Below are 17,012 nucleotides of genomic sequence, written 5' to 3' on the forward strand. Positions count from 1 at the left end.
TAGCGAACAACCATGATCGATATCAGCCAGATTGTCAGCAGCGCCGCCAATGCGGCAGAAGGCGCCAGACGCGCCACCGCCGAAGCGCCCGCCAGCGGCTTCGGCGACGCGCTGTCGCGTGCCCGCGACAGCAACAAGGCCGCTGCGCCAGCGCCCGCCGCCCGGGAGACGGCCGCGCGCGACCAGCCCGCATCGCGCCCGGCCGCGGCGCAAGCCGACGCCGCCAAGCCGCAGCAGGCCGCCACGACCGCCAAGAAGCCCGCCGGCAAGAAGGATGAGGACCAGGAAGACACCGCGGCGGCAACGCCGACGGATGCCGCCACCGCCGCAGCCGCTGCCGCACTGGCGCTGATGCTTCCCGCCACCGCCCCCGCCAGCCCCGCCAGCCCCGCCGCCACGCCAGCCGGCGCGGCAGGCACCGCTGTTGCCGGCGTTACCGACAGCGGCGGCGCCGCAGCACTGCAGGCGGCGCTGGCAACTGCCACGCAAACCACGGCGACGGATGCCCAGGCAGAAACCAGCCCCGCGGCCGCCGCGCTCCCCCCGGACACACTGCACGTGGCCACCACCGAAGCCCGACCCGCACAGCCTTCCGTAGCCGACACGCTGGCCACCATCGCCTCGCAGCGCGCCACGATGCAGGCCGGTGCCACCGCAGGCACCGACGGCAAGGCCGGCGCCACGCAGGCCGTCGCGGGCCACATGCTCGCCGCCCGGCCACAGGACACCTCGGGTCAGAACGCCGGCGGTTCGGACAACCGCCCTGACAGCGGCATCGGCCAGCATCGCGCCGATCCGCTCGCTGCCAGCACTGGCGCGCCGGATGCCAAACCCGCGGCAACGCCGTTCGCCGCCGCACAAGCTGCCGCCCATACCAGCGAAACCGCCGCGGCCAGCCCCGACAACACACAAGCCATTGCCGCCACGCTGGCCGGCCAGCCAACCCCGACGGCAGCCGCCGCCGCGGCCGCTGCCGCCAGCCGCCCCGTGGTCGCCCCGCCGCTGTACGACAGCCAGTGGCCGCAGGCCCTCGGCCAGCAGATGATTCGCCTGGGCACGCAAGGCCAGCAAAGCGCCGAGCTCCAGTTGAACCCGCCCAACCTGGGACCGCTGAAGGTGGTGCTCAACGTGGTCAACGACCAGGCCCAGGCCCAGTTCGTCTCGCCCCACCAGGCCGTGCGCGCCGCGGTGGAAGCCGCGCTGCCGCACCTGCGCACTGCGCTGTCGGAGAACGGCATCCAGCTCGGCCAGACTTCGGTGGGCGCGGACGGCTTTGCCGGCCAGGCGGGCAATGGGAACGGGCAGCAACAGCAGGCGCCGGGGAATGGGCGGGGGCAGTTCACCTTCGGTGCAGGTACCCTGGTATCTGCTGAGCCAGCACCAGCTGCCAGCGCAGCGGCTCGCCCCACGCGAGTGCTTGGGCGTGGTGAAATCGATACGTTTGCCTGAGCACGCGCTGCGCAGTGCGTAGTGACCTTGCGGCAAGGCTGCCATGACAGCGACTGCATGCAGTCGGCTTGCTCCCCTCTCCCGCTTGCGGGAGAGGGGCAGGGGGAGATGGCAGGCGCCGGCAGACCGACACGCTTCACTTCGTCGATGCTCCAGCCCTCTCCCCAACCCTCTCCCGCATTGACCCCGCAATCCTGCAACCGGATTTGACGGCTTGCTGCTAGCATTGGTAATCATTTTTGATTACCATGCACCGAGCATCCGTTGTCGCAGGAGGAGTCCCAATATGCTGCGTTTCCCCGCCAACATCGTCCCGGACGACGGTGGCTTTGCCGTGTCGTTTCCCGATATTCCCGAAGCCCTGACCAGCGGCGACACCATCGAGCAGGCCCACGAGATGGCCGCCGATGCGCTCGCCACGGCCATGGAGTTCTATTTCGAAGATGGCCGCCCGGTGCCGCTGCCGTCGAAGGCAAAACGCGGCCAGCATCTGGTCGAGCTGCCAGCGAGCGTGTCGGCGAAGGTGCTGCTGCTCAACGAGATGCTCGCGCAGGGGGTGACGCAGGCAGAACTGGCGCGCCGGCTGCAGACGCGCAAGCAAGAGGTACAGCGTATCGTCAACCTGGAGCATGCGACCAAGATCGATACGATCGAGGCTGCCTTCCGGGCGTTGGGGAAGCGGCTGGAACTGACGGTCGCCTGACCGCGCCAAGGCGCCCGCGCCCCCCCTCTCATGACTTTCGACCTGTTCGACGACCTGCCACCGAGCGGCCCTGCCACCCCCGCCGTCGAACCGCTGGCCGACGGCGCCGTAGTCCTGCGCGGCGTGGCACGGCCCGATGCCGAAGTGCTGGTGGCCGACGTCCAGGCCGTCATTGCCACGGCTCCCTGGCGGCACATGGTCACTCCCGGTGGCCTGCAGATGTCTGTGGCGATGACCAACTGCGGCGCCGTCGGCTGGGTCTCCGATGCGCGCGGCTATCGCTATGACCCGATCGATCCGCTGAGCGCAAACCCGTGGCCGGAGATGCCGGCGAGCTTCCGGCAACTGGCCACCACCGCCGCGGCGCAAGCGGGCTTTGCCGGCTTCGAACCAGATGCCTGCCTGATCAACCGCTATGCGCCCGGCACCCGGCTCTCGCTTCACCAGGACCGCGACGAGCGGGACTATGGCGCGCCCATCGTCTCGGTATCGCTGGGGCTGCCCGCAGTGTTCCTGTTCGGCGGCATGCGCCGCGCGGACAAGCCGCAGCGGGTGCGGCTGGCGCATGGGGACGTGGTAGTGTGGGGCGGGCCGTCGCGGCTGGCCTTCCACGGCGTGGCGCCGCTGGCCGATGGCGATCATCCGCTGCTGGGACAGCTGCGCATCAACCTGACGTTCCGCAAGGCGCTGTAGCCGTCACCGCCGCCTTGGCACTTTGCCGGGGGTTTTCTACAGTCAATGGACTGTCCTGAACGCCACCAAGCAAAGGCCCACATCATGCATCTCGACGGCTCCTGCCATTGCGGCGCGATCCACTTCTCGCTCGAATCCGATTCGCCCTATCCCTATATGCATTGCCATTGCTCGATCTGCCGCAAGACTGCCGGCGGTGGCGGCTATGCGATCAACCTCGGCGGTGACGCCGCCACGCTGCATGTGCGCGGGCGCAAGCACCTGGGGGTCTATCACGCGGTGCTGCGCGAGCCCGGCAAGCGAGCGCGGCGCTCGCCCGCGCAGCGGCACTTCTGCGTGAAGTGCGGCAGCGCACTGTGGCTGTGGGATCCGCGCTGGCCGCACCTGGTGCATCCGCATGCGTCGGCCATCGATACACCACTGCCGCGCCCGCCCGAGGTGGTGGAGGCTGCGCTGGATTCTGTCGCGCCCTGGGTCGACGTACCCAAGGGCAAAGGGCATGTGCACTGCCGCACCTGGCCGGATGAATCGCTGGCGGACTGGCACAAGCGGCACGGCTTGTTATCGCGCTGAACGGCTTGCGCGATATGACACCACCTTCTTTGCCGACGACAGCTACCGCTTCGTGATCACCGGCGCCGTGGTTAATATGCCGACCTCCTATTAGGGAGTCGGCTATGACCGCGCCATCAACGATGCCAACAAAGAGGGCTATACCCGGCGCGAGTTCTTCCTGCAGCCGCGCATGCTGATGCGCGTGCGGCCCAACACCTACTTCGGCGCCGGCATCTCGGTACAGATCGACGATGCCAACAGCCTGGAGCGCGGCGCCGCCAGCGCGCTGGCCACCGACCCCAACGGGCCGCACGTGTTCAGTTCGGGCGTGACAGCGCATTTCTCGTACGACACGCGCGACTTCCGGCCCAATCCCTGTTCCGGCCAGGCGCTGATCGCCAATGCCGCGGTGTACCGGCTCGGGCTGGGCAGCAATACGGATTTCGAGACGCTGGAGTGGTCCTACGACCGCTACCACCGGATGCGCGAGCGCGATGTGCTGGCCTTCGACATCTATGGCATTGATTTGGAAATAGACCCCGCGTGTTTGCCGCCCGAAGCCGGCATCGAGCCGCACATTGACGCGCGGCTTGAACTCGAAACGGTAGCCGATGCCCGCATTGGGCAGCCAGTGAGTCGAGGCGAGGTCGCCCGGCTTGGGCGCGATCGCCCCGGTGCCGGCCCAGAACACCATCCCCTGCCGGCCGGCGATATGCAGCCGGTATTCCACCTGTGCCTCGATCACATTGCGGTCGCGGTACTGCCCGAGGAAGTAGCCGCGCATGCGCTTGTTGTCCCCCAGCTGCGACAGCATGTTCCAAGGCACGTCGCCCCAGCTGAAGCGCGTTCTGAGCGCCCTGGCCACACAGGCCGGGCGCTCGTGAGCACTTACGCAGGCAGGAACCCTTCGACCGTCAGGTAACGCTCACCAGTGTCGTAGTTGAAGCCCAGCACGCGCGCGTTGGCGGGCAGCTCGGGCAGCTTCTGCGCAATGGCGGCCAGCGTGGCGCCGGACGAGATGCCGACCAGGATGCCTTCCTCGCGCGCGCAGCGGCGTGCCATCTCGCGCGCGGGCTCGGCATCGACCTGGATCACGCCGTCGAGCAATGAGGTATCGAGGTTCTTCGGGATAAAGCCCGCGCCGATGCCCTGGATCGGGTGCGGCGCCGGCGCGCCGCCGGAGATCACCGGCGAAGCCACCGGCTCGACGCCGAACACCTTCAACTGCGGCCACTTGTCCTTGAGCACCCTGGCGCAGCCCGTCAGGTGCCCGCCGGTGCCGACGCCAGTGATCAGCACGTCCAGCCCCTCGGGGAAGTCGTTCAGGATTTCCTGCGCGGTGGTGCGCACGTGCACGTCGACATTGGCCGGGTTCTCGAACTGCTGCGGCATCCATGCGCCCTGAGTCGCGGCGACCAGCTCCTCGGCGCGCGCGATCGAGCCTTTCATGCCCTTCTCGCGCGGGGTCAGGTCAAAGGTGGCGCCATAGGCCAGCATCAGGCGGCGGCGCTCCACCGACATGCTGTCCGGCATCACCAGCACCAGCTTGTAGCCCTTGACCGCGGCCACCATGGCCAGGCCGATGCCGGTGTTGCCCGAGGTCGGCTCGATGATGGTGCCGCCCGGCTTGAGCACGCCGCGGCGCTCGGCGTCTTCCACCATCGACAGCGCGATGCGGTCCTTGATCGAGGCGCCGGGATTGCTGCGCTCGGACTTGATCCAGACCTCATGGCCGTCGCCGAACAGCCGGTTGATGCGGATATGCGGGGTATTGCCGATCGTCTGCAGGATGTTCTGGACCTTCATCTTGTTCTCCATGGCGGGCGCGGCGCGGCCAGCCGGGAAGGCTGCGGCACCGCAGGATCGAATGACCGGGCGATTTTAGTGCAAAGCGCCCACCGGGCTGCTCGCGTATCATTGAGGCCGCCCCGCCTTGCCCCCGCTTTCTCCAGAATCCGGCCTGAAATCCCCGCATTGCCCCGCGTCCCCGTTGCCCCGATGCCTGACCATTCGCTGCTGTCCTCCCTTCTGATCTTCGGACTTGGTGGTGTGCTCGGCGCGGTGGGTGGGCTGTTCGGCATCGGTGGCGGGCTGATCGCCATTCCCGCGCTGGGGCTGCTCTACGGCATGGACCAGCAGCTGGCGCAGGGCACGGCGCTGGTGATGATCGCGCCCAACGTGGTGATCGGCTTCTGGCAATACCGCAAGCGCGCAGACATCGCCCTGCGCACGGCAGTGGTGCTGGGCCTGTCGGCGGTGCTGGCGACCTGGCTCTCGGCGCGCGCGGCCACCGCCATGGATGCGCAGCTGCTGCGGCGCATCTTTGCGCTGTTCATGATCGGGCTGGCGCTGTACTTCCTGTGGCGGCTGCTGCCGGGGCGCGCGGCCACTGCGCCACAGGCACGCGTATCGGCGCGCTGGATTCCGCTGGTGGGCGTCGTGGGCGGCGTGTTCTCGGGGTTCTTCAGCGTGGGCGGCGGCGTGGTGGCCGCACCGGCGCTGGTAAGCCTGTTCGGGCTACGCCAGGCGGCGGCGCAAGGCCTGGCGCTGGCCTTGGTGACCCCGGGGGCGGTGGTGGCGCTGGCCACCTATGCCCATGCCGGCCATGTCGACTGGGCCAACGGCATTCCGCTGTCGCTGGGCGGCATGCTGACGATCTCATGGGGCGTGGCGCTGGCGCACCGGATGCCGGAACGGCGCCTGCGCGCCTTGTTCGCGGTGTGCCTGATCGCCACCGCCGTCGTGATGCTGGTGCGCGGCTGAGGCGCGCACGGCAGCTTACTTGCGGAACACCAGGCTGAAATTGTTGGCCGGCATCGGCACCGGCTCGTCGCAGCGCATGCCCTGCGCCTCGCCCAGCGCGATCACGGCTTCCATGTCGCGCACGCCCCAGTCGGCATCGGTGGCGCGCAGCTGCGCGTCGAAAGCCGCGTTGCTGGGCGCGGTGTGCGCGCCGCCGCGGCGATAGGGACCGTACAGGAACAGCACGCCGCCCGGGCCCAGCAGCTTGCCAGCGCCCGCGAACAGCGCCTCGGCCGCGGCCCACGGGGCGATATGGATCATGTTGATGCACACCACCGCATCCGCGGCGTCGATGCCCCACGGCTGGCGGCTGACATCCAGCGCCAGCGGCGCGCGCACATTGGCCAGGCCCGCATGCGCGGTCCACGCGGCAATCGACGCGCGCGCGGCGGCTTCCGGATCGCTCGGCTGCCAGGTCAGCCCCGGCAGCGCCGCCGCGAAGTGCGCGGCGTGCTGGCCGGTGCCGCTGGCAATTTCCAGCACCGTGCCACTGGCGGGCAGGACCTTGCGCAGCACCGCGAGGATGGGTTCACGGTTGCGCTCGGTGGCGGGCGCCATGCGGCGTGCGTCGGGGTCTTGGGTCGAGCCGGTCATGATGGCATGCTCAGCGGGGGGAGGTCTAGCGTAGCAGAATCGGCGCGCTGGCGGCGCCGCGCGCCGGAATACGGTAGATCAGGCGCTCGTACTTGGGCGTCGTGGTTTGCCCCACGACCACGCCACCCAGCGATTCGGCAATGCGGCGGCTGGGCCAGTTCTGCTCAGCGACGGGATAGACCAGGTGCGACGGCGACAAGTTGGCCATTGTCCAGTCCGCCACCGCCGTCACCGCCTCCCTGCCGTACGAATGGCCGTGGCAGTCCTCGCGGATCCAGATGCCCAGTTCGGGCGCAGGCGTGTCGGCAAAATGGAGGCCGGCCAGTCCAAGGGACAGGCCGTCATCGGTGCGGCGAATGGTGAAGACGAACTCCGAGCCGCCGGCCATGCTGGCCAGCCATCCTTGCCAGACCGCTGGGAAAGCCGGCAGCGATGGCGCCGGCTCCCAGTCCATGAACCGGGCGAGGGTCGGGGTGATGCAGGCGAATGCCTCGGCCGCGTCGTCGCCGCGAAAGGGCAACAGGGTCAGGCGTACGGAGCGGATATGTGGAAGCTGGTCAGGCATGGCGGGCGGACTTGGCTGATGCCGGAACTGCCATGTTAGCCGATCGGGCCCATTGAAAACGGCGGGCCCTGGCCCGCCGCTCCCACTACCTCACTGCCTCAATGCCGTCAGGCTTCAGGCCTTGGCCAGCTTGACGCCGGTCGGATCGGCGGTCAGGTAGCCCACTGCAGCACCGAAGCGGTCCTTGTAGTTGGCGCGCACCAGCGGATCCAGCTGTGCCTTCACGATATCGTGCAGCGGCGTCTCCCAGTCACCGACGTGCTGGAAGTTGCTCATCACATAGGTCCAGCCGTTGATCTCGTCCACCGCATGCAGGCCGGTGGATTCGGCGCCGACCGGGCACGACAGCACGCGGCTAAGCACCTTGGTGTCGACGTTGTAGGCCCACAGGAAGTTGTTGACGTGGGTGTTGCTGTCCTCGCCCACAAACAGCGTGCGCAGCTTTTCCGAGAACTTCAGATTGTCCGGCGTGGCAATCTTGTCGGGGTTGGCAAAATTGCCCAGCGCGTCCTGCTGCTTCATCTTGCCGCCGCCCAGGTCTTCGCTGATCAGCGCGGATACGGCGGCCATGTCGACCGGCACCCATTCGCTGTTGATCGCCGTGCCGGTCTTGTCGGCCTGGCCGCCCTTCAGGTTCAGCTCATAGACCGCGCCGGAGTATGGGCCCTCCACCTTGATGTCGCCGGCGTTGGCGGCATTGCCCGTGAGCATGCTCGCCTCGATGCGGGACATCGCCGAATAAGCCTTCTTGTCCTTGATATTGACCGTGGTGCCTTCCATCTTGGTGAAGCCCAGGCTGCCGCCGACCAGCGCGGCGTAGCGGTGGGTTTCCAGGAATGCCGCGGCTTTTTCCATGCCCGGCACCAGCTTCACCCAGTTCGCCTTGCCGTTGTAGAGGATGCGGGTGTAGCTGGCGTCGGCCGGATCGGCGGTCTTGACGTCCATGATGTTGGCCAGCTTGATGCCGCCGTCGACGAGCGCGCGGATTTCGGCGCTGGTGGCGCTGCCCAGCTTGATCCACGACAGCGTGGCGCTGCCCGGGCCCACGCCCGAGGTCTGGTTCCACTTGGCGACGTACAGCGTGCCGGAGGACAGGTCGCGGGCGCGGTCGGCGACAAACACGAACAGGCCGCCATTGGTGGCATCGTCGCCCATCAGCACGGTGCGCTCGTCGGGCATGACCTGCACCAACTCATGCGAGATGCGGCCCAGGCAGTAGTGCTTCTTGATGGTGCCGGTGCCGTCCGGGTTGACCGTGACTTCCGGCAGGTGGCCATAGTTGTAGGCGTTGGCGCGGGCCGGATCGCCGTACAGGTTCTGGCTGTAGCCCTGCAGCTGCTTGACCGCGTTGGCGTCCATCATGTCGGTCTCGTACTCTTCGCTCGACAGATGGGTGTTCCACGGCGACAGGCTGGCGCCGCAGGTGATCCACAGGCCGTTGACGCCCGAGGTGTCGACGTTGTGGTACTTGACCGGAGTCAGCTTGCCGGTGGCCGGGTCCTGGTCCAGCGTCACCACCGCGATCGGCGACGGCAGCAGGCCGTACATGCTGACATTGTTCTGGTTGCGCGTGGTGTATTCGAACTGCACCACCGCGAACACCGTGTTGCCCTTGACGCCGGGAACGGTCGGGTTGGCCAGGGTCAACAGCGAGCTGCCGTCCGGCGCATCGGAGAAGAACTGGCGTTCCTTGCCGGCCACGGAGGCGTCAATAATCGGCTTGTTGTTGATGTCGTAGTAGCCGCCGGCCAGGATGGTGCCGCCCTTGCCGTCCGGCAGAGTGTCGCCGGTGATGAAGAACGGCTGGAAAGCCAGCTTGTAGGTCTGGCTGCTGCCGTCGCTGAACGATACCTTGAGGCTGGAGCCCACCGTGGTGGTCGCCATGGCGGCCGGCGTGGCCAGCGTCGGCGCGCTCATGCCAACAAATTCGGCAGTGGTAAACGTGGCGGCCTGGGCTGGCGGAATGGGCGCGGCGACAGCGTCGTCGCCACCGCCGCAGCCTGCCACCAGGCCGGCGGAGACCAGGCCAAGCGGCAGCATCGGCGCGCCGGCCAGGATCTTCAGGGCCTTGCGGCGGCCAGCATTGGGTTGTTCAAGCATGTTCTCGATCCGGGAAGAGGAAGGGATATGTTGTTCACTGCGTATTTGCGCCGCTCCCGCGGGCGGGACCGGGCACCTGTTGGCACAGGCGGGCGGCGGGCGGCATTGCGCACAGCCGGAGCGGATCGTAGGCCCCGTTTGTGACAGCATGTTGACTATGTAAGACATTTGCACGGAGATGCCTGGAGCGCCGGGCCCGCTGCGGTACACTCCCCGTTTGCTTTCTCTGCGGCCTGACAGGCGCGGATCCCTACCCCAGCTTTCAGCCTCTTCGCTTGTCCACCTACACGCTAGCCGCCCCCGTTCACGCCGAGATCGAGATCCGCAAGAGCCGCTTCCTGGCGCTGGCGCAGCCCGTTGCCGACCGCGACGCCGCCATGGCCGCGCTGCAGGCGCTGCGGGCCGAGCACCCGACCGCCACCCACGTCTGCTGGGCGCTGCTGGCCGGCGGCGCCTCGGGCATGTCCGATGACGGCGAACCGTCGGGCACTGCCGGCCGGCCGATCCTGGAAGTGCTGCGCCACCATGACCTGGACGGCGTGCTGGCGGCAGTGGTGCGCTATTACGGTGGCGTCAAACTGGGGGCTGGCGGGTTGGTGCGCGCTTACACCGATGCCATTGCGGCAGCGCTGAAAACGGCCGAGCGCGTGGAACGCATCGCTTACGGCACCCTGACGGTGGCTGTGGACTATGCCGACGAACCGCGCGTGCGCCGCTGGCTGGACTATGAGGCGCAACCTGGCTGCACCCTGGCCAACACCGCCTACGGCGCGCTGGCCACGCTGGTCCTGCGCATGCCCGCAACGCAGTTGCATACCGCGCGCGACGCGCTGCGGGATGCCACCCATGGGCGCGCTCAATTTCCGGAAACGGAGGATGAGGCGCATGACTGAACGCGATCCTGCCCTGCCGGACGACGGCACCGAATTCACGGCGCGCGTGCTGCCGGGCGAGACCTGTTTCCCCGCGCCGGCCGGACTGAGCCTGCTGGAAGCCGCGCTGCTCGAAGGCGTGCCGCTGCCCAACTCCTGCCGCAACGGCACCTGCCGCGCCTGCGCCAGCCGGCTGCATGCGGGGACGATCCGCTACCGGATCGAATGGCCGGGGTTGAGTCCGGATGAGAAGGATGAGGGGCTGATCCTGCCTTGTGTGGCTTGTCCGGCCAGTGATGTGGTGTTTGAGCCGGTAAGTCTCGGGTAGGCGTGATCAGATCAGGCGAACAGGCCCGGGGTACTGGGCAACGAGTTGGTCCGATGTCAGCAGCGTAATGCCTTCGACAGTCGCCTGGGCCACGAGGAGCCGGTCGAAAGGATCCTTGTGAATCGGGGGAAGGCAATCAATCGCCACCGCGTGTTCGCTGCCGATCGGCAGTTCGCTGTAGCCATTGTCGAGTAAGCCCCTGCGCAATACTCGGGCATCGACCTGAAAGTCCGCGCGGCCAAGCCCTTGCTTGATCGCGACTTCCCACAGGCTGGCCGCGCTGAAAAAAAGCTCTGTGTCCTCGCTACCCAGTATCGATTGCGCGCCGGGCGACAGGCGCGCAGGCAACAAGGCCGCCCATAGCAAGAGGTGTGTATCGAGCAAGACTTTCATGACTCGCCGCCGAACATGGCTTCAATCTCACGCTGGCCCATGCGATCAAAGTCATCGGGCACCTGACCCTGGCCGGCCATGAACCCCAGCCGCTTAACCTGGCTTGCTTCCGGCGCATTTAACGCAACGACCTTCACGAGTGGCTTACCTGCCTTGGCAATCACAAACGGCTCCCCCTTGGCCGCCTGGTCAACGAGCCTGGAGAGATGCGTCTTTGCGTCGTGGATATTGACGGTTTGCATAGCAGTAATCATTAAACTAAGTTTAGTTAGTCTAGTCCGTTCATATTACCAAGGCAATAGCCGTTTATCTAAACTCCAACCGCCAGAAAAAACCGCAACGCCAGCTTCAATCCATCCGGCCCCGCCGGATCGGAAAACGCCTGCCCGCCAGCCCCGCCGCTCCATGCGTGGCCCAGTCCTTCCACCCGCACCAGCCGCAGGTAGGGCGACTTGCCCTCGGTCCAGTCGAGCACATCCATGGCACGCCGCATGCCGCGCTGGATGCGCCGTGCCGGTACTGCGGACAGCGGGTGTGCATCCTCCGGCTGCAGGTGCATCCACATGCCCGCCGCGGCGGTGGCGTTGCTGAAGTCGACCACGTGGTCGGCATCGCCATGCAGCAATAGCAACGGCGGCGGGCGGCGCCCCGCCAGCCCGGACCGCAGCGCCTGCATGGCCTTGATATCGGGCCCGCGCTGCCCGCGCATGGCACGCGCCGCCTGGGCGGCATTGGTGGCGCTCCAGGGCACCGCGCCGGAGTGCGAGCCGACTGCGGCAAAGCGCTCCGGATAGCGCAGCCCCAGCATCAGCGCCATCGCGCCGCCCGCGGACAGCCCCAGCACGCTGATGCGGTCCGCGGCGACCGGATGGCGGTGGCACGCCCGGTCGATCAGCGCTATCAGCAGCCCGGCTTCAATGCCGCCCTGCGCGGCGGGACGGAACCAGTTCCAGCAACGCTGGGCATTGGCCTGCGAGGTCTGCTCCGGCAGCAACACCACCCAGCCCGATTCGCGCGCCACTGCGGCGGCGCGGGTGACCGCGGCAAAGCTGGCGGCGTCCTGGCCGCAGCCATGCAGCAGCACCAGCAGCGGGGCGCGCCGCGACGCGGTGACGCCGACTGGCACGAAGATGCGGTAGCGGCGCGGTGCCAGCGGGGTGCCCCAGGCACCTTCCTCCCAGCGCCCGTTGCCACGGCTTTGCGGCGCCTGCACCGGCGATACCACGCCCGACAGCGCGCGCTGCGTGGCGGCCGTGACTGCAGCCGATTGCTTCACCGCGTTGCGCACGATGGCCTCGGTCATCGGCCTGGTCAGGTTCTTGTTGACGGCGCGCTGCACCCGGCGTGCATTGCGGGCCGCGGCCTGGTTCAGCGTGGACCAGAGTTTCGCGCCGGGTGAGCGTGGCATGCGGCATCCTGTCGGCGTGGGTAACCGCTACATCATATGCCCTGCGGCAGACACACCTTGCATGCAACGCGCGCCGGATGACTGCCTACAATGCAAGGGCTGTGTCGTGCCGAGACACGGACAGGAGGCAAGCATGAGCGATGTGACAAGCGAGTTCAGGCCCCTGGATCCGGGCCGCATCAACCTGATGGATCCGCTTGAAGTGCAGTACTGGTGCCGGGAGCTGGGCTGCAGCACCAGCGACCTGGAAAGCGCCGTCGATGAAGCAGGCGACCATATCTCCGCGGTGCGTGCGCAACTGGAGTCGAAACAGGCCGGCGCGCGGCCTGGCTGAAATCCCGAGACTAACGCTGGCAGGCAGACATCCCCGCCTGGGTGGGGATGTCTGTGGCGCCCTGCGCCCTCAGCGTGCCACTTGAGATATCGGCTTTGTGTCCGTTCCATGACGGTAATGCGCAGCACGCATCAATCGGGAGCGAGCATGCAGCCCGTACTCCTGTTAAACGCAGTGCAGACCGGAATTCAGCAATACCTTGTTCGCTGGACGGCAGTTCTGATGCATGATTTCCGACCCGGGCAAAGACCCGGCACTCAAGGCTGGGACAGCTTGATGACACCACGTCGGGAAACAAGGGGTTGCCAACACCAGGACGCATCGACTATGAACACCAGGCTGCCGATTTTCACGCTTTGCGCCACCTTGCTTGCACCTGCCGCTTGGGCCGGCAATGACCCGCACTGGAGCTACACCGGACCGACCGGCACCAGTCACTGGGCCGAGCTGGACCAGGGGTACAAGACCTGCGCGCTGGGCAAGCACCAGTCGCCCATCGATATCCGCACCGGCAAGACGAGGCCCGCGGACCTGAAGCCGATCGGCTTTGGCTACGCCGCGGCGCCCGGCACTGTGATCAACAACGGCCATACAGTGCAGGTCAACCTGCCCGCCGCCGGGCAGATCGAACTGGACGGCGTGCCTTACAAGCTGCTGCAGTTCCACTTCCATACGCCCAGCGAAGAAAAGATCAATGGCAAGACCTATCCGCTGGTGGCGCACCTGGTGCACCAGAATGCGCAGGGCAAGCTGGCGGTGGTGGCCGTGCTGTTCAAGTCCGGCCGCGAGAACGCGGCGTTGAAGCCGGTCTTTGCCAGCCTGCCGGCCAAGGCCGGCGAATCGCGCGAACTGGCCGCGCCGCTGGACGTGGCAGCCCTGCTGCCGGCAAAGCAGACGTACTGGGCCTTCACCGGATCGCTGACGACGCCGCCATGCAGCGAGGACGTGCGCTGGCAGGTGCTCAAGACTCCAGTGGAAGTGTCGCCGGCGCAGTTGGCGGCGTTCCGCGAACTGTATCCGATGAACGCGCGCCCGGTGCAGCCGCTGAATGGGCGTACGGTGCAGGCGAGTCGCTAAGGACTGCGCCTGACAGGGCTACCAATCGGGCGTCAATGACCGACTGTGCGCCCCCTCTCCCGCTTGCGGGAGAGGGTTGGGGAGAGGGCCGGTGTATCGACGAAGTGAGACGTGTCGGTCTGCCTGTGCCTGCCCTCTCCCCCGGCCCCTCTCCCGCAAGCGGGAGAGGGGAGCGAACCAGCGGCGACGTTACGACAGCCCGCGCATCGCCAGCTCCCCGCCCAGCACCAGCAGCCCGCAGAAAAACAGCTTGCGAAAGCGCTCGGCGCTGATCCGGTGGCGCAGCCACTGGCCCAGGAACATGCCGCCGAGCGCGGGCACCAGTGCCAGCGCCGAGGCGCCCAGCACCGGCATGTGCAGCAGCGACCCGCCCATGGCCAGGCTTACCGCCAGCGCGATGGTCGAGACCGTGAACGACAGGCCCAGCGCCTGCACCAGGCTTTCCTTGTCCAGCCCGAGTCCCTGCAGGTAGGGCACGGCCGGGATCACGAACACCCCGGTCACCGCGGTAATGCCACCGGTGACCAGCCCGACCAGCGGGCCGAGCCAACGCTCAGCCCCGGCCGGCACCGTCAGCTTCACCGCCGCCAGCCCGACCACCGCGTAGAGCACCAACGCCACGCCCAGCGCGGAAGTCGCATGCGTCATTATGCCGGCGGGCACCAGCGCCGCGCACAGCCAGGTGCCGGCGCAGATCGCCACCAGCATCGGCCACAGCCGCCGCACCAGCAGGCCGAAGCGCGGGCCGCTGAACAGCTGCACCACGTTGGTCACCATCGATGGCGCCACCAGCAGCGCCGCTGCCTGCGCGGGCGGCATCACCAGCCCCAGCATGCCCACCGCGACCGTGGGCAAACCCAGGCCCACCACGCCTTTGACAAACCCGGCCAGCAGGAACGTCATGCCGATAAAGGCGGCCTGGGTGCCGATCGATTCCATCGTCATCGTCACCCCCCTCTCAACCTGCCTTGTGGTCGTGCACCGCGCGGCTGTCCGCCGGCGCTTCGTCGCGCTCGTCGAGCCCGTAGTCGCGCAGCACCTGCGCCACGCGCAGCCGGTAGCCGGCAAACACGCCGCCGCGCCCGGCCGCCTGCGCCTGCCGATGCGCCAGCGTGTTGCGCCAGGCGATCACCGCGGCCTCGTCGCGGAAGAACGACAGCGACAGCAGCTTGTTGGGGTTGGTCAGGCTCTGGAAGCGCTCCACCGAGATAAAGCCGTCGATGGCTTCAAGCTGCGGGCGCAGGTGCGCGGCGATATCGAGATAGTTGTCCTGCCGGCCCGGCGCGGGCTCGACTTCGAAGATGACGGCGATCATGGTTGCCTCCCGGGGGATCAAAGGAAATGCGGAATGCGCGCGTTCAGTGACGGACGATAGCGGAACGCACGCGCCAGCGCGACCGGATCGACACCCCGCGCACGGAGCGCCGCCACGGTGGCGGCAGCCAGTGACTGCGCCAGGCGATCACCAGGACAGGCATGGCGGCCGTGGCCGAAGGTCCAGGCCCGCTCGCCGTCGGCGGGGCCGCTGCATGACGCCGCGGCCAGCAGCACCAGCACCGCGTCGCCGGCCTTGACGGCGTGGCCGCATAGCTGGGCATCGACAGCCAGGAAGCGACGCGTATTCTGCACCGGCGGATCGTCCTGGGCGACGCGCGCCACCACGTCATCGAGCGGCGCCTCCCACTGCGACGCGCCGCGGCCCAGCCGCAGCAATGTGTTGCCCGCCAGCGCGGCGGTCGCTTCGCAAGCCTGCACCAGCAGGCCGATGATGTTGGCGGCAACCGCCTGCGGGTCGATGCCGGCGCTGTGGGCAGCTTCCCGCAGGGCGGCCAGCGGACCGTCGCCGGACGGTGCATCGGCCAGCCACTGGCCCAGCCATTGCGCGGCCTGCGCGCCGGCATGCACCGCCTGCGCATCGGCTAATGGCGACTGTGCCGCGGCGTACGCCGCGACACGCTGCGCGACTTCTACCGCCTTGCCGCCCTCACCCGCAACAGGCAGGCCGAGCAGGTCGGCAACCGTCACGACGGGCAGCGTGAAGAGCCAGCGGTTGACGCTATCGCCGGACATCGCGGTGCGGGATGCTTCATCTGCATCGAGCCTCCTCGCGAGTGCCGCGGCTCGCTGCGCCGCCGTGTCCGGGTCGATGCCCGCCAGCATCGGCATCAGCAAGGCCTTGAGCGGCGCGTGCGCGGCCCCGTCGTTCATGCGCACCAGCCGGCCGAACAGGTCACCCGCGGCAGTGCCGGCCAGTGACGGCGGCACCGGCTGCGCGGGCGGGCGCACGCGGCAGTCTGGGTGGGCCAGCACGGCCACGACTTCACGCCGTCCGGCGGCCACCCACAGGCCAAGGCGCTCATCGCGGAAGAAGGGCCGGCTGGCGGCCAGTTCCCGGTAGTAGGGGTACGGGTCGGGATGGGTGACGGCGCTGAGCGGGTCGATCCCGACAATCTCGGTAATCTCGGTCTGGGTCATGGCGGCGCGAAAGCTACGTGCTGGGTGGTGTGACGATCTCAGCGCCGCAATGTCGGGCGCCCATTCGCATCATGCCGCCGCGGCCAGGGCCGAAGCTTCATGACGGCGTGAACTATCGAATGCGGCGGCCGTCGCTGCACCCGTGCAAATGGTTGTATGCTCTGAGCACGGCGTGCCGGACGCCATGTGCGGCCACGCTGGCATCATGGCCTTCACTACGCTGCCAGTCACGCCACACCAAGTACGGCGGTGACGACATGAAGCGTGTTTACGCACTGGTTGTGACTGGCATCATGCTGGCGGCCTGCGTATCAACGGGCGTCGACGTGCAGCCCGGGCAATTGTCGAACTTCCTGCCCGGCTTCTCCACCCTTGACGAGGTCACCGCGCAGCTGGGGACGCCTTCCTCCCAAGCGACGCTGCGCAACGGAACGACGATACTGGTCTATTCCTTCGCGACCTCCAAGCCCCACCCCGAGAGCTTTATTCCGTTTATCGGACCGCTGTTTGCCGGCGGCGAGATCCGGTCTTCGACAGTCCTGTTCGAGTTCGACGAGAACGGTGTCCTCAGGAGCCAGCGCAGGACCACCTCGAGCGGGGCCTCGGGATGGAGCATCCTGGCCCCCGATGCGCAGCAGTAATCCGCCGAGCCGGGCCTGAAACT

The 17,012-nt window shown here is 67.8% G+C and carries 21 protein-coding genes; 11 read left to right on the forward strand and 10 right to left on the reverse strand.

The features are described from left to right. The first annotated feature begins 12 nt into the window (after positions 1-12). From DN412_RS28195 to DN412_RS44115, 5 genes are all read left to right on the forward strand, one after another. The gene (locus DN412_RS28195; RefSeq protein WP_115214584.1) at positions 13-1,449 is read left to right on the forward strand and encodes a flagellar hook-length control protein FliK; all 1,437 of its coding nucleotides are present in this window, start codon (positions 13-15) and stop codon (positions 1,447-1,449) included. 286 nt (positions 1,450-1,735) lie between these two features. Beyond that, entirely contained in the window at positions 1,736-2,152 is a 417-nt protein-coding gene (locus tag DN412_RS28200; protein WP_115214585.1) for a type II toxin-antitoxin system HicB family antitoxin, read from the forward strand. Between the two features lie 30 nt (positions 2,153-2,182). Next, positions 2,183-2,845, forward strand: coding sequence for a DNA oxidative demethylase AlkB (gene alkB / locus DN412_RS28205; protein WP_115214586.1), 663 nt, complete (start codon positions 2,183-2,185; stop codon positions 2,843-2,845). Positions 2,846-2,929: 84 nt separating this feature from the next. Further along, a complete protein-coding gene (locus tag DN412_RS28210; protein ID WP_115214587.1) occupies positions 2,930-3,418 on the forward strand; it encodes a GFA family protein in 489 nt (162 codons plus the stop codon). 172 nt (positions 3,419-3,590) lie between these two features. Continuing rightward, on the forward strand, positions 3,591-4,322 hold the full coding sequence (locus DN412_RS44115) for a hypothetical protein (RefSeq protein ID WP_208647670.1): 732 nt from the start codon (positions 3,591-3,593) through the stop codon (positions 4,320-4,322). Here the strand turns inward: DN412_RS44115 and cysK are convergent. Next, positions 4,289-5,206: a cysteine synthase A gene (gene cysK, locus DN412_RS28225; RefSeq protein WP_115214588.1), complete on the reverse strand. Its 918-nt coding sequence runs from the start codon at positions 5,204-5,206 to the stop codon at positions 4,289-4,291. The genes DN412_RS44115 and cysK overlap by 34 nt on opposite strands. A gap of 192 nt (positions 5,207-5,398) precedes the next feature. Here cysK and DN412_RS28230 point away from each other — a divergent pair, with 192 nt between their 5' ends. Continuing rightward, a complete protein-coding gene (locus DN412_RS28230) occupies positions 5,399-6,163 on the forward strand; it encodes a sulfite exporter TauE/SafE family protein (RefSeq protein ID WP_115214589.1) in 765 nt (254 codons plus the stop codon). A 15-nt stretch (positions 6,164-6,178) separates the two neighbouring features. Here the strand turns inward: DN412_RS28230 and DN412_RS28235 are convergent, their stop codons facing one another. The 3 genes from DN412_RS28235 to DN412_RS28245 all read right to left on the reverse strand — a co-directional run bounded on the left by DN412_RS28235 (position 6,179) and on the right by DN412_RS28245 (position 9,461). After that, entirely contained in the window at positions 6,179-6,796 is a 618-nt protein-coding gene (locus DN412_RS28235; RefSeq protein WP_115214590.1) for a DUF938 domain-containing protein, read from the reverse strand. Positions 6,797-6,821: 25 nt separating this feature from the next. Then, positions 6,822-7,361 carry a GNAT family N-acetyltransferase gene (locus DN412_RS28240; RefSeq protein WP_115214591.1) on the reverse strand — a complete coding sequence of 180 codons (540 nt, stop codon included), beginning with the start codon at positions 7,359-7,361 and terminating at the stop codon, positions 6,822-6,824. Between the two features lie 114 nt (positions 7,362-7,475). Then, entirely contained in the window at positions 7,476-9,461 is a 1,986-nt protein-coding gene (locus DN412_RS28245) for a PhoX family protein (protein WP_115214592.1), read from the reverse strand. A gap of 275 nt (positions 9,462-9,736) precedes the next feature. Between DN412_RS28245 and DN412_RS28250 the strand changes: the two genes are divergently transcribed. Beyond that, a complete protein-coding gene (locus tag DN412_RS28250) occupies positions 9,737-10,354 on the forward strand; it encodes an IMPACT family protein (RefSeq protein ID WP_115214593.1) in 618 nt (205 codons plus the stop codon). Continuing rightward, positions 10,347-10,661: a 2Fe-2S iron-sulfur cluster-binding protein gene (locus DN412_RS28255; RefSeq protein WP_115214613.1), complete on the forward strand. Its 315-nt coding sequence runs from the start codon at positions 10,347-10,349 to the stop codon at positions 10,659-10,661. Before DN412_RS28250 ends, DN412_RS28255 begins: the two co-directional genes overlap by 8 nt. A 6-nt stretch (positions 10,662-10,667) precedes the next feature. Here the strand turns inward: DN412_RS28255 and DN412_RS28260 are convergent, their stop codons facing one another. The 3 genes from DN412_RS28260 to DN412_RS28270 all read right to left on the reverse strand — a co-directional run bounded on the left by DN412_RS28260 (position 10,668) and on the right by DN412_RS28270 (position 12,462). Beyond that, positions 10,668-11,054, reverse strand: coding sequence for a type II toxin-antitoxin system VapC family toxin (locus DN412_RS28260; RefSeq protein WP_115214594.1), 387 nt, complete (start codon positions 11,052-11,054; stop codon positions 10,668-10,670). After that, on the reverse strand, positions 11,051-11,296 hold the full coding sequence (locus DN412_RS28265) for a type II toxin-antitoxin system Phd/YefM family antitoxin (protein WP_115214614.1): 246 nt from the start codon (positions 11,294-11,296) through the stop codon (positions 11,051-11,053). Before DN412_RS28265 ends, DN412_RS28260 begins: the two co-directional genes overlap by 4 nt. Positions 11,297-11,364: 68 nt before the next feature. Then, positions 11,365-12,462: an extracellular catalytic domain type 1 short-chain-length polyhydroxyalkanoate depolymerase gene (locus DN412_RS28270; protein WP_115214595.1), complete on the reverse strand. Its 1,098-nt coding sequence runs from the start codon at positions 12,460-12,462 to the stop codon at positions 11,365-11,367. 133 nt (positions 12,463-12,595) lie between these two features. Here DN412_RS28270 and DN412_RS28275 point away from each other — a divergent pair, with 133 nt between their 5' ends. Together DN412_RS28275 and DN412_RS28280 are read left to right on the forward strand one after the other, a co-directional pair. Continuing rightward, positions 12,596-12,796 (forward strand): DUF3606 domain-containing protein, encoded by a 201-nt coding sequence (locus DN412_RS28275; protein ID WP_078201158.1) that lies wholly within the window; start codon positions 12,596-12,598, stop codon positions 12,794-12,796. 327 nt (positions 12,797-13,123) lie between these two features. Continuing rightward, a complete protein-coding gene (locus DN412_RS28280; protein WP_115214596.1) occupies positions 13,124-13,873 on the forward strand; it encodes a carbonic anhydrase in 750 nt (249 codons plus the stop codon). A gap of 189 nt (positions 13,874-14,062) precedes the next feature. Here the strand turns inward: DN412_RS28280 and DN412_RS28285 are convergent, their stop codons facing one another. The 3 genes from DN412_RS28285 to DN412_RS28295 are packed head-to-tail and all read right to left on the reverse strand — an operon-like array spanning position 14,063 to position 16,348. Beyond that, entirely contained in the window at positions 14,063-14,818 is a 756-nt protein-coding gene (locus tag DN412_RS28285) for a sulfite exporter TauE/SafE family protein (protein ID WP_115214597.1), read from the reverse strand. A gap of 13 nt (positions 14,819-14,831) precedes the next feature. Continuing rightward, complete coding sequence (locus DN412_RS28290; protein WP_115214598.1) at positions 14,832-15,188, reverse strand: antibiotic biosynthesis monooxygenase family protein; 357 nt, start codon at positions 15,186-15,188, stop codon at positions 14,832-14,834. A 17-nt stretch (positions 15,189-15,205) separates the two neighbouring features. Further along, positions 15,206-16,348 carry a cytochrome P450 family protein gene (locus DN412_RS28295; protein WP_115214599.1) on the reverse strand — a complete coding sequence of 381 codons (1,143 nt, stop codon included), beginning with the start codon at positions 16,346-16,348 and terminating at the stop codon, positions 15,206-15,208. 257 nt (positions 16,349-16,605) lie between these two features. On the opposite strand from DN412_RS28295, the gene DN412_RS28300 reads away from it, so the two are divergent. Further along, positions 16,606-16,989 (forward strand): META domain-containing protein, encoded by a 384-nt coding sequence (locus DN412_RS28300; RefSeq protein WP_115214600.1) that lies wholly within the window; start codon positions 16,606-16,608, stop codon positions 16,987-16,989. Positions 16,990-17,012: the final 23 nt, after the last annotated feature.

This window comes from Cupriavidus lacunae, assembly GCF_003353055.1.
GTDB lineage: Bacteria > Pseudomonadota > Gammaproteobacteria > Burkholderiales > Burkholderiaceae > Cupriavidus > Cupriavidus lacunae.

What these genes read in the sequence shown, in the direction of transcription:
- DN412_RS28195 (WP_115214584.1), top strand. Translation starts at nt 13, where the DNA reads ATGATCGATATCAGCCAGATTGTCAGCAGCGCCGCCAATGCGGCAGAA.
- DN412_RS28200 (WP_115214585.1), top strand. Translation starts at nt 1,736, where the DNA reads ATGCTGCGTTTCCCCGCCAACATCGTCCCGGACGACGGTGGCTTTGCC.
- alkB (WP_115214586.1), top strand. Translation starts at nt 2,183, where the DNA reads ATGACTTTCGACCTGTTCGACGACCTGCCACCGAGCGGCCCTGCCACC.
- DN412_RS28210 (WP_115214587.1), top strand. Translation starts at nt 2,930, where the DNA reads ATGCATCTCGACGGCTCCTGCCATTGCGGCGCGATCCACTTCTCGCTC.
- DN412_RS44115 (WP_208647670.1), top strand. Translation starts at nt 3,591, where the DNA reads ATGCTGATGCGCGTGCGGCCCAACACCTACTTCGGCGCCGGCATCTCG.
- cysK (WP_115214588.1), bottom strand. Translation starts at nt 5,206, where the DNA reads ATGAAGGTCCAGAACATCCTGCAGACGATCGGCAATACCCCGCATATC.
- DN412_RS28230 (WP_115214589.1), top strand. Translation starts at nt 5,399, where the DNA reads ATGCCTGACCATTCGCTGCTGTCCTCCCTTCTGATCTTCGGACTTGGT.
- DN412_RS28235 (WP_115214590.1), bottom strand. Translation starts at nt 6,796, where the DNA reads ATGACCGGCTCGACCCAAGACCCCGACGCACGCCGCATGGCGCCCGCC.
- DN412_RS28240 (WP_115214591.1), bottom strand. Translation starts at nt 7,361, where the DNA reads ATGCCTGACCAGCTTCCACATATCCGCTCCGTACGCCTGACCCTGTTG.
- DN412_RS28245 (WP_115214592.1), bottom strand. Translation starts at nt 9,461, where the DNA reads ATGCTTGAACAACCCAATGCTGGCCGCCGCAAGGCCCTGAAGATCCTG.
- DN412_RS28255 (WP_115214613.1), top strand. Translation starts at nt 10,347, where the DNA reads ATGACTGAACGCGATCCTGCCCTGCCGGACGACGGCACCGAATTCACG.
- DN412_RS28260 (WP_115214594.1), bottom strand. Translation starts at nt 11,054, where the DNA reads ATGAAAGTCTTGCTCGATACACACCTCTTGCTATGGGCGGCCTTGTTG.
- DN412_RS28265 (WP_115214614.1), bottom strand. Translation starts at nt 11,296, where the DNA reads ATGCAAACCGTCAATATCCACGACGCAAAGACGCATCTCTCCAGGCTC.
- DN412_RS28270 (WP_115214595.1), bottom strand. Translation starts at nt 12,462, where the DNA reads ATGCCACGCTCACCCGGCGCGAAACTCTGGTCCACGCTGAACCAGGCC.
- DN412_RS28275 (WP_078201158.1), top strand. Translation starts at nt 12,596, where the DNA reads ATGAGCGATGTGACAAGCGAGTTCAGGCCCCTGGATCCGGGCCGCATC.
- DN412_RS28280 (WP_115214596.1), top strand. Translation starts at nt 13,124, where the DNA reads ATGAACACCAGGCTGCCGATTTTCACGCTTTGCGCCACCTTGCTTGCA.
- DN412_RS28285 (WP_115214597.1), bottom strand. Translation starts at nt 14,818, where the DNA reads ATGACGATGGAATCGATCGGCACCCAGGCCGCCTTTATCGGCATGACG.
- DN412_RS28290 (WP_115214598.1), bottom strand. Translation starts at nt 15,188, where the DNA reads ATGATCGCCGTCATCTTCGAAGTCGAGCCCGCGCCGGGCCGGCAGGAC.
- DN412_RS28295 (WP_115214599.1), bottom strand. Translation starts at nt 16,348, where the DNA reads ATGACCCAGACCGAGATTACCGAGATTGTCGGGATCGACCCGCTCAGC.
- DN412_RS28300 (WP_115214600.1), top strand. Translation starts at nt 16,606, where the DNA reads ATGAAGCGTGTTTACGCACTGGTTGTGACTGGCATCATGCTGGCGGCC.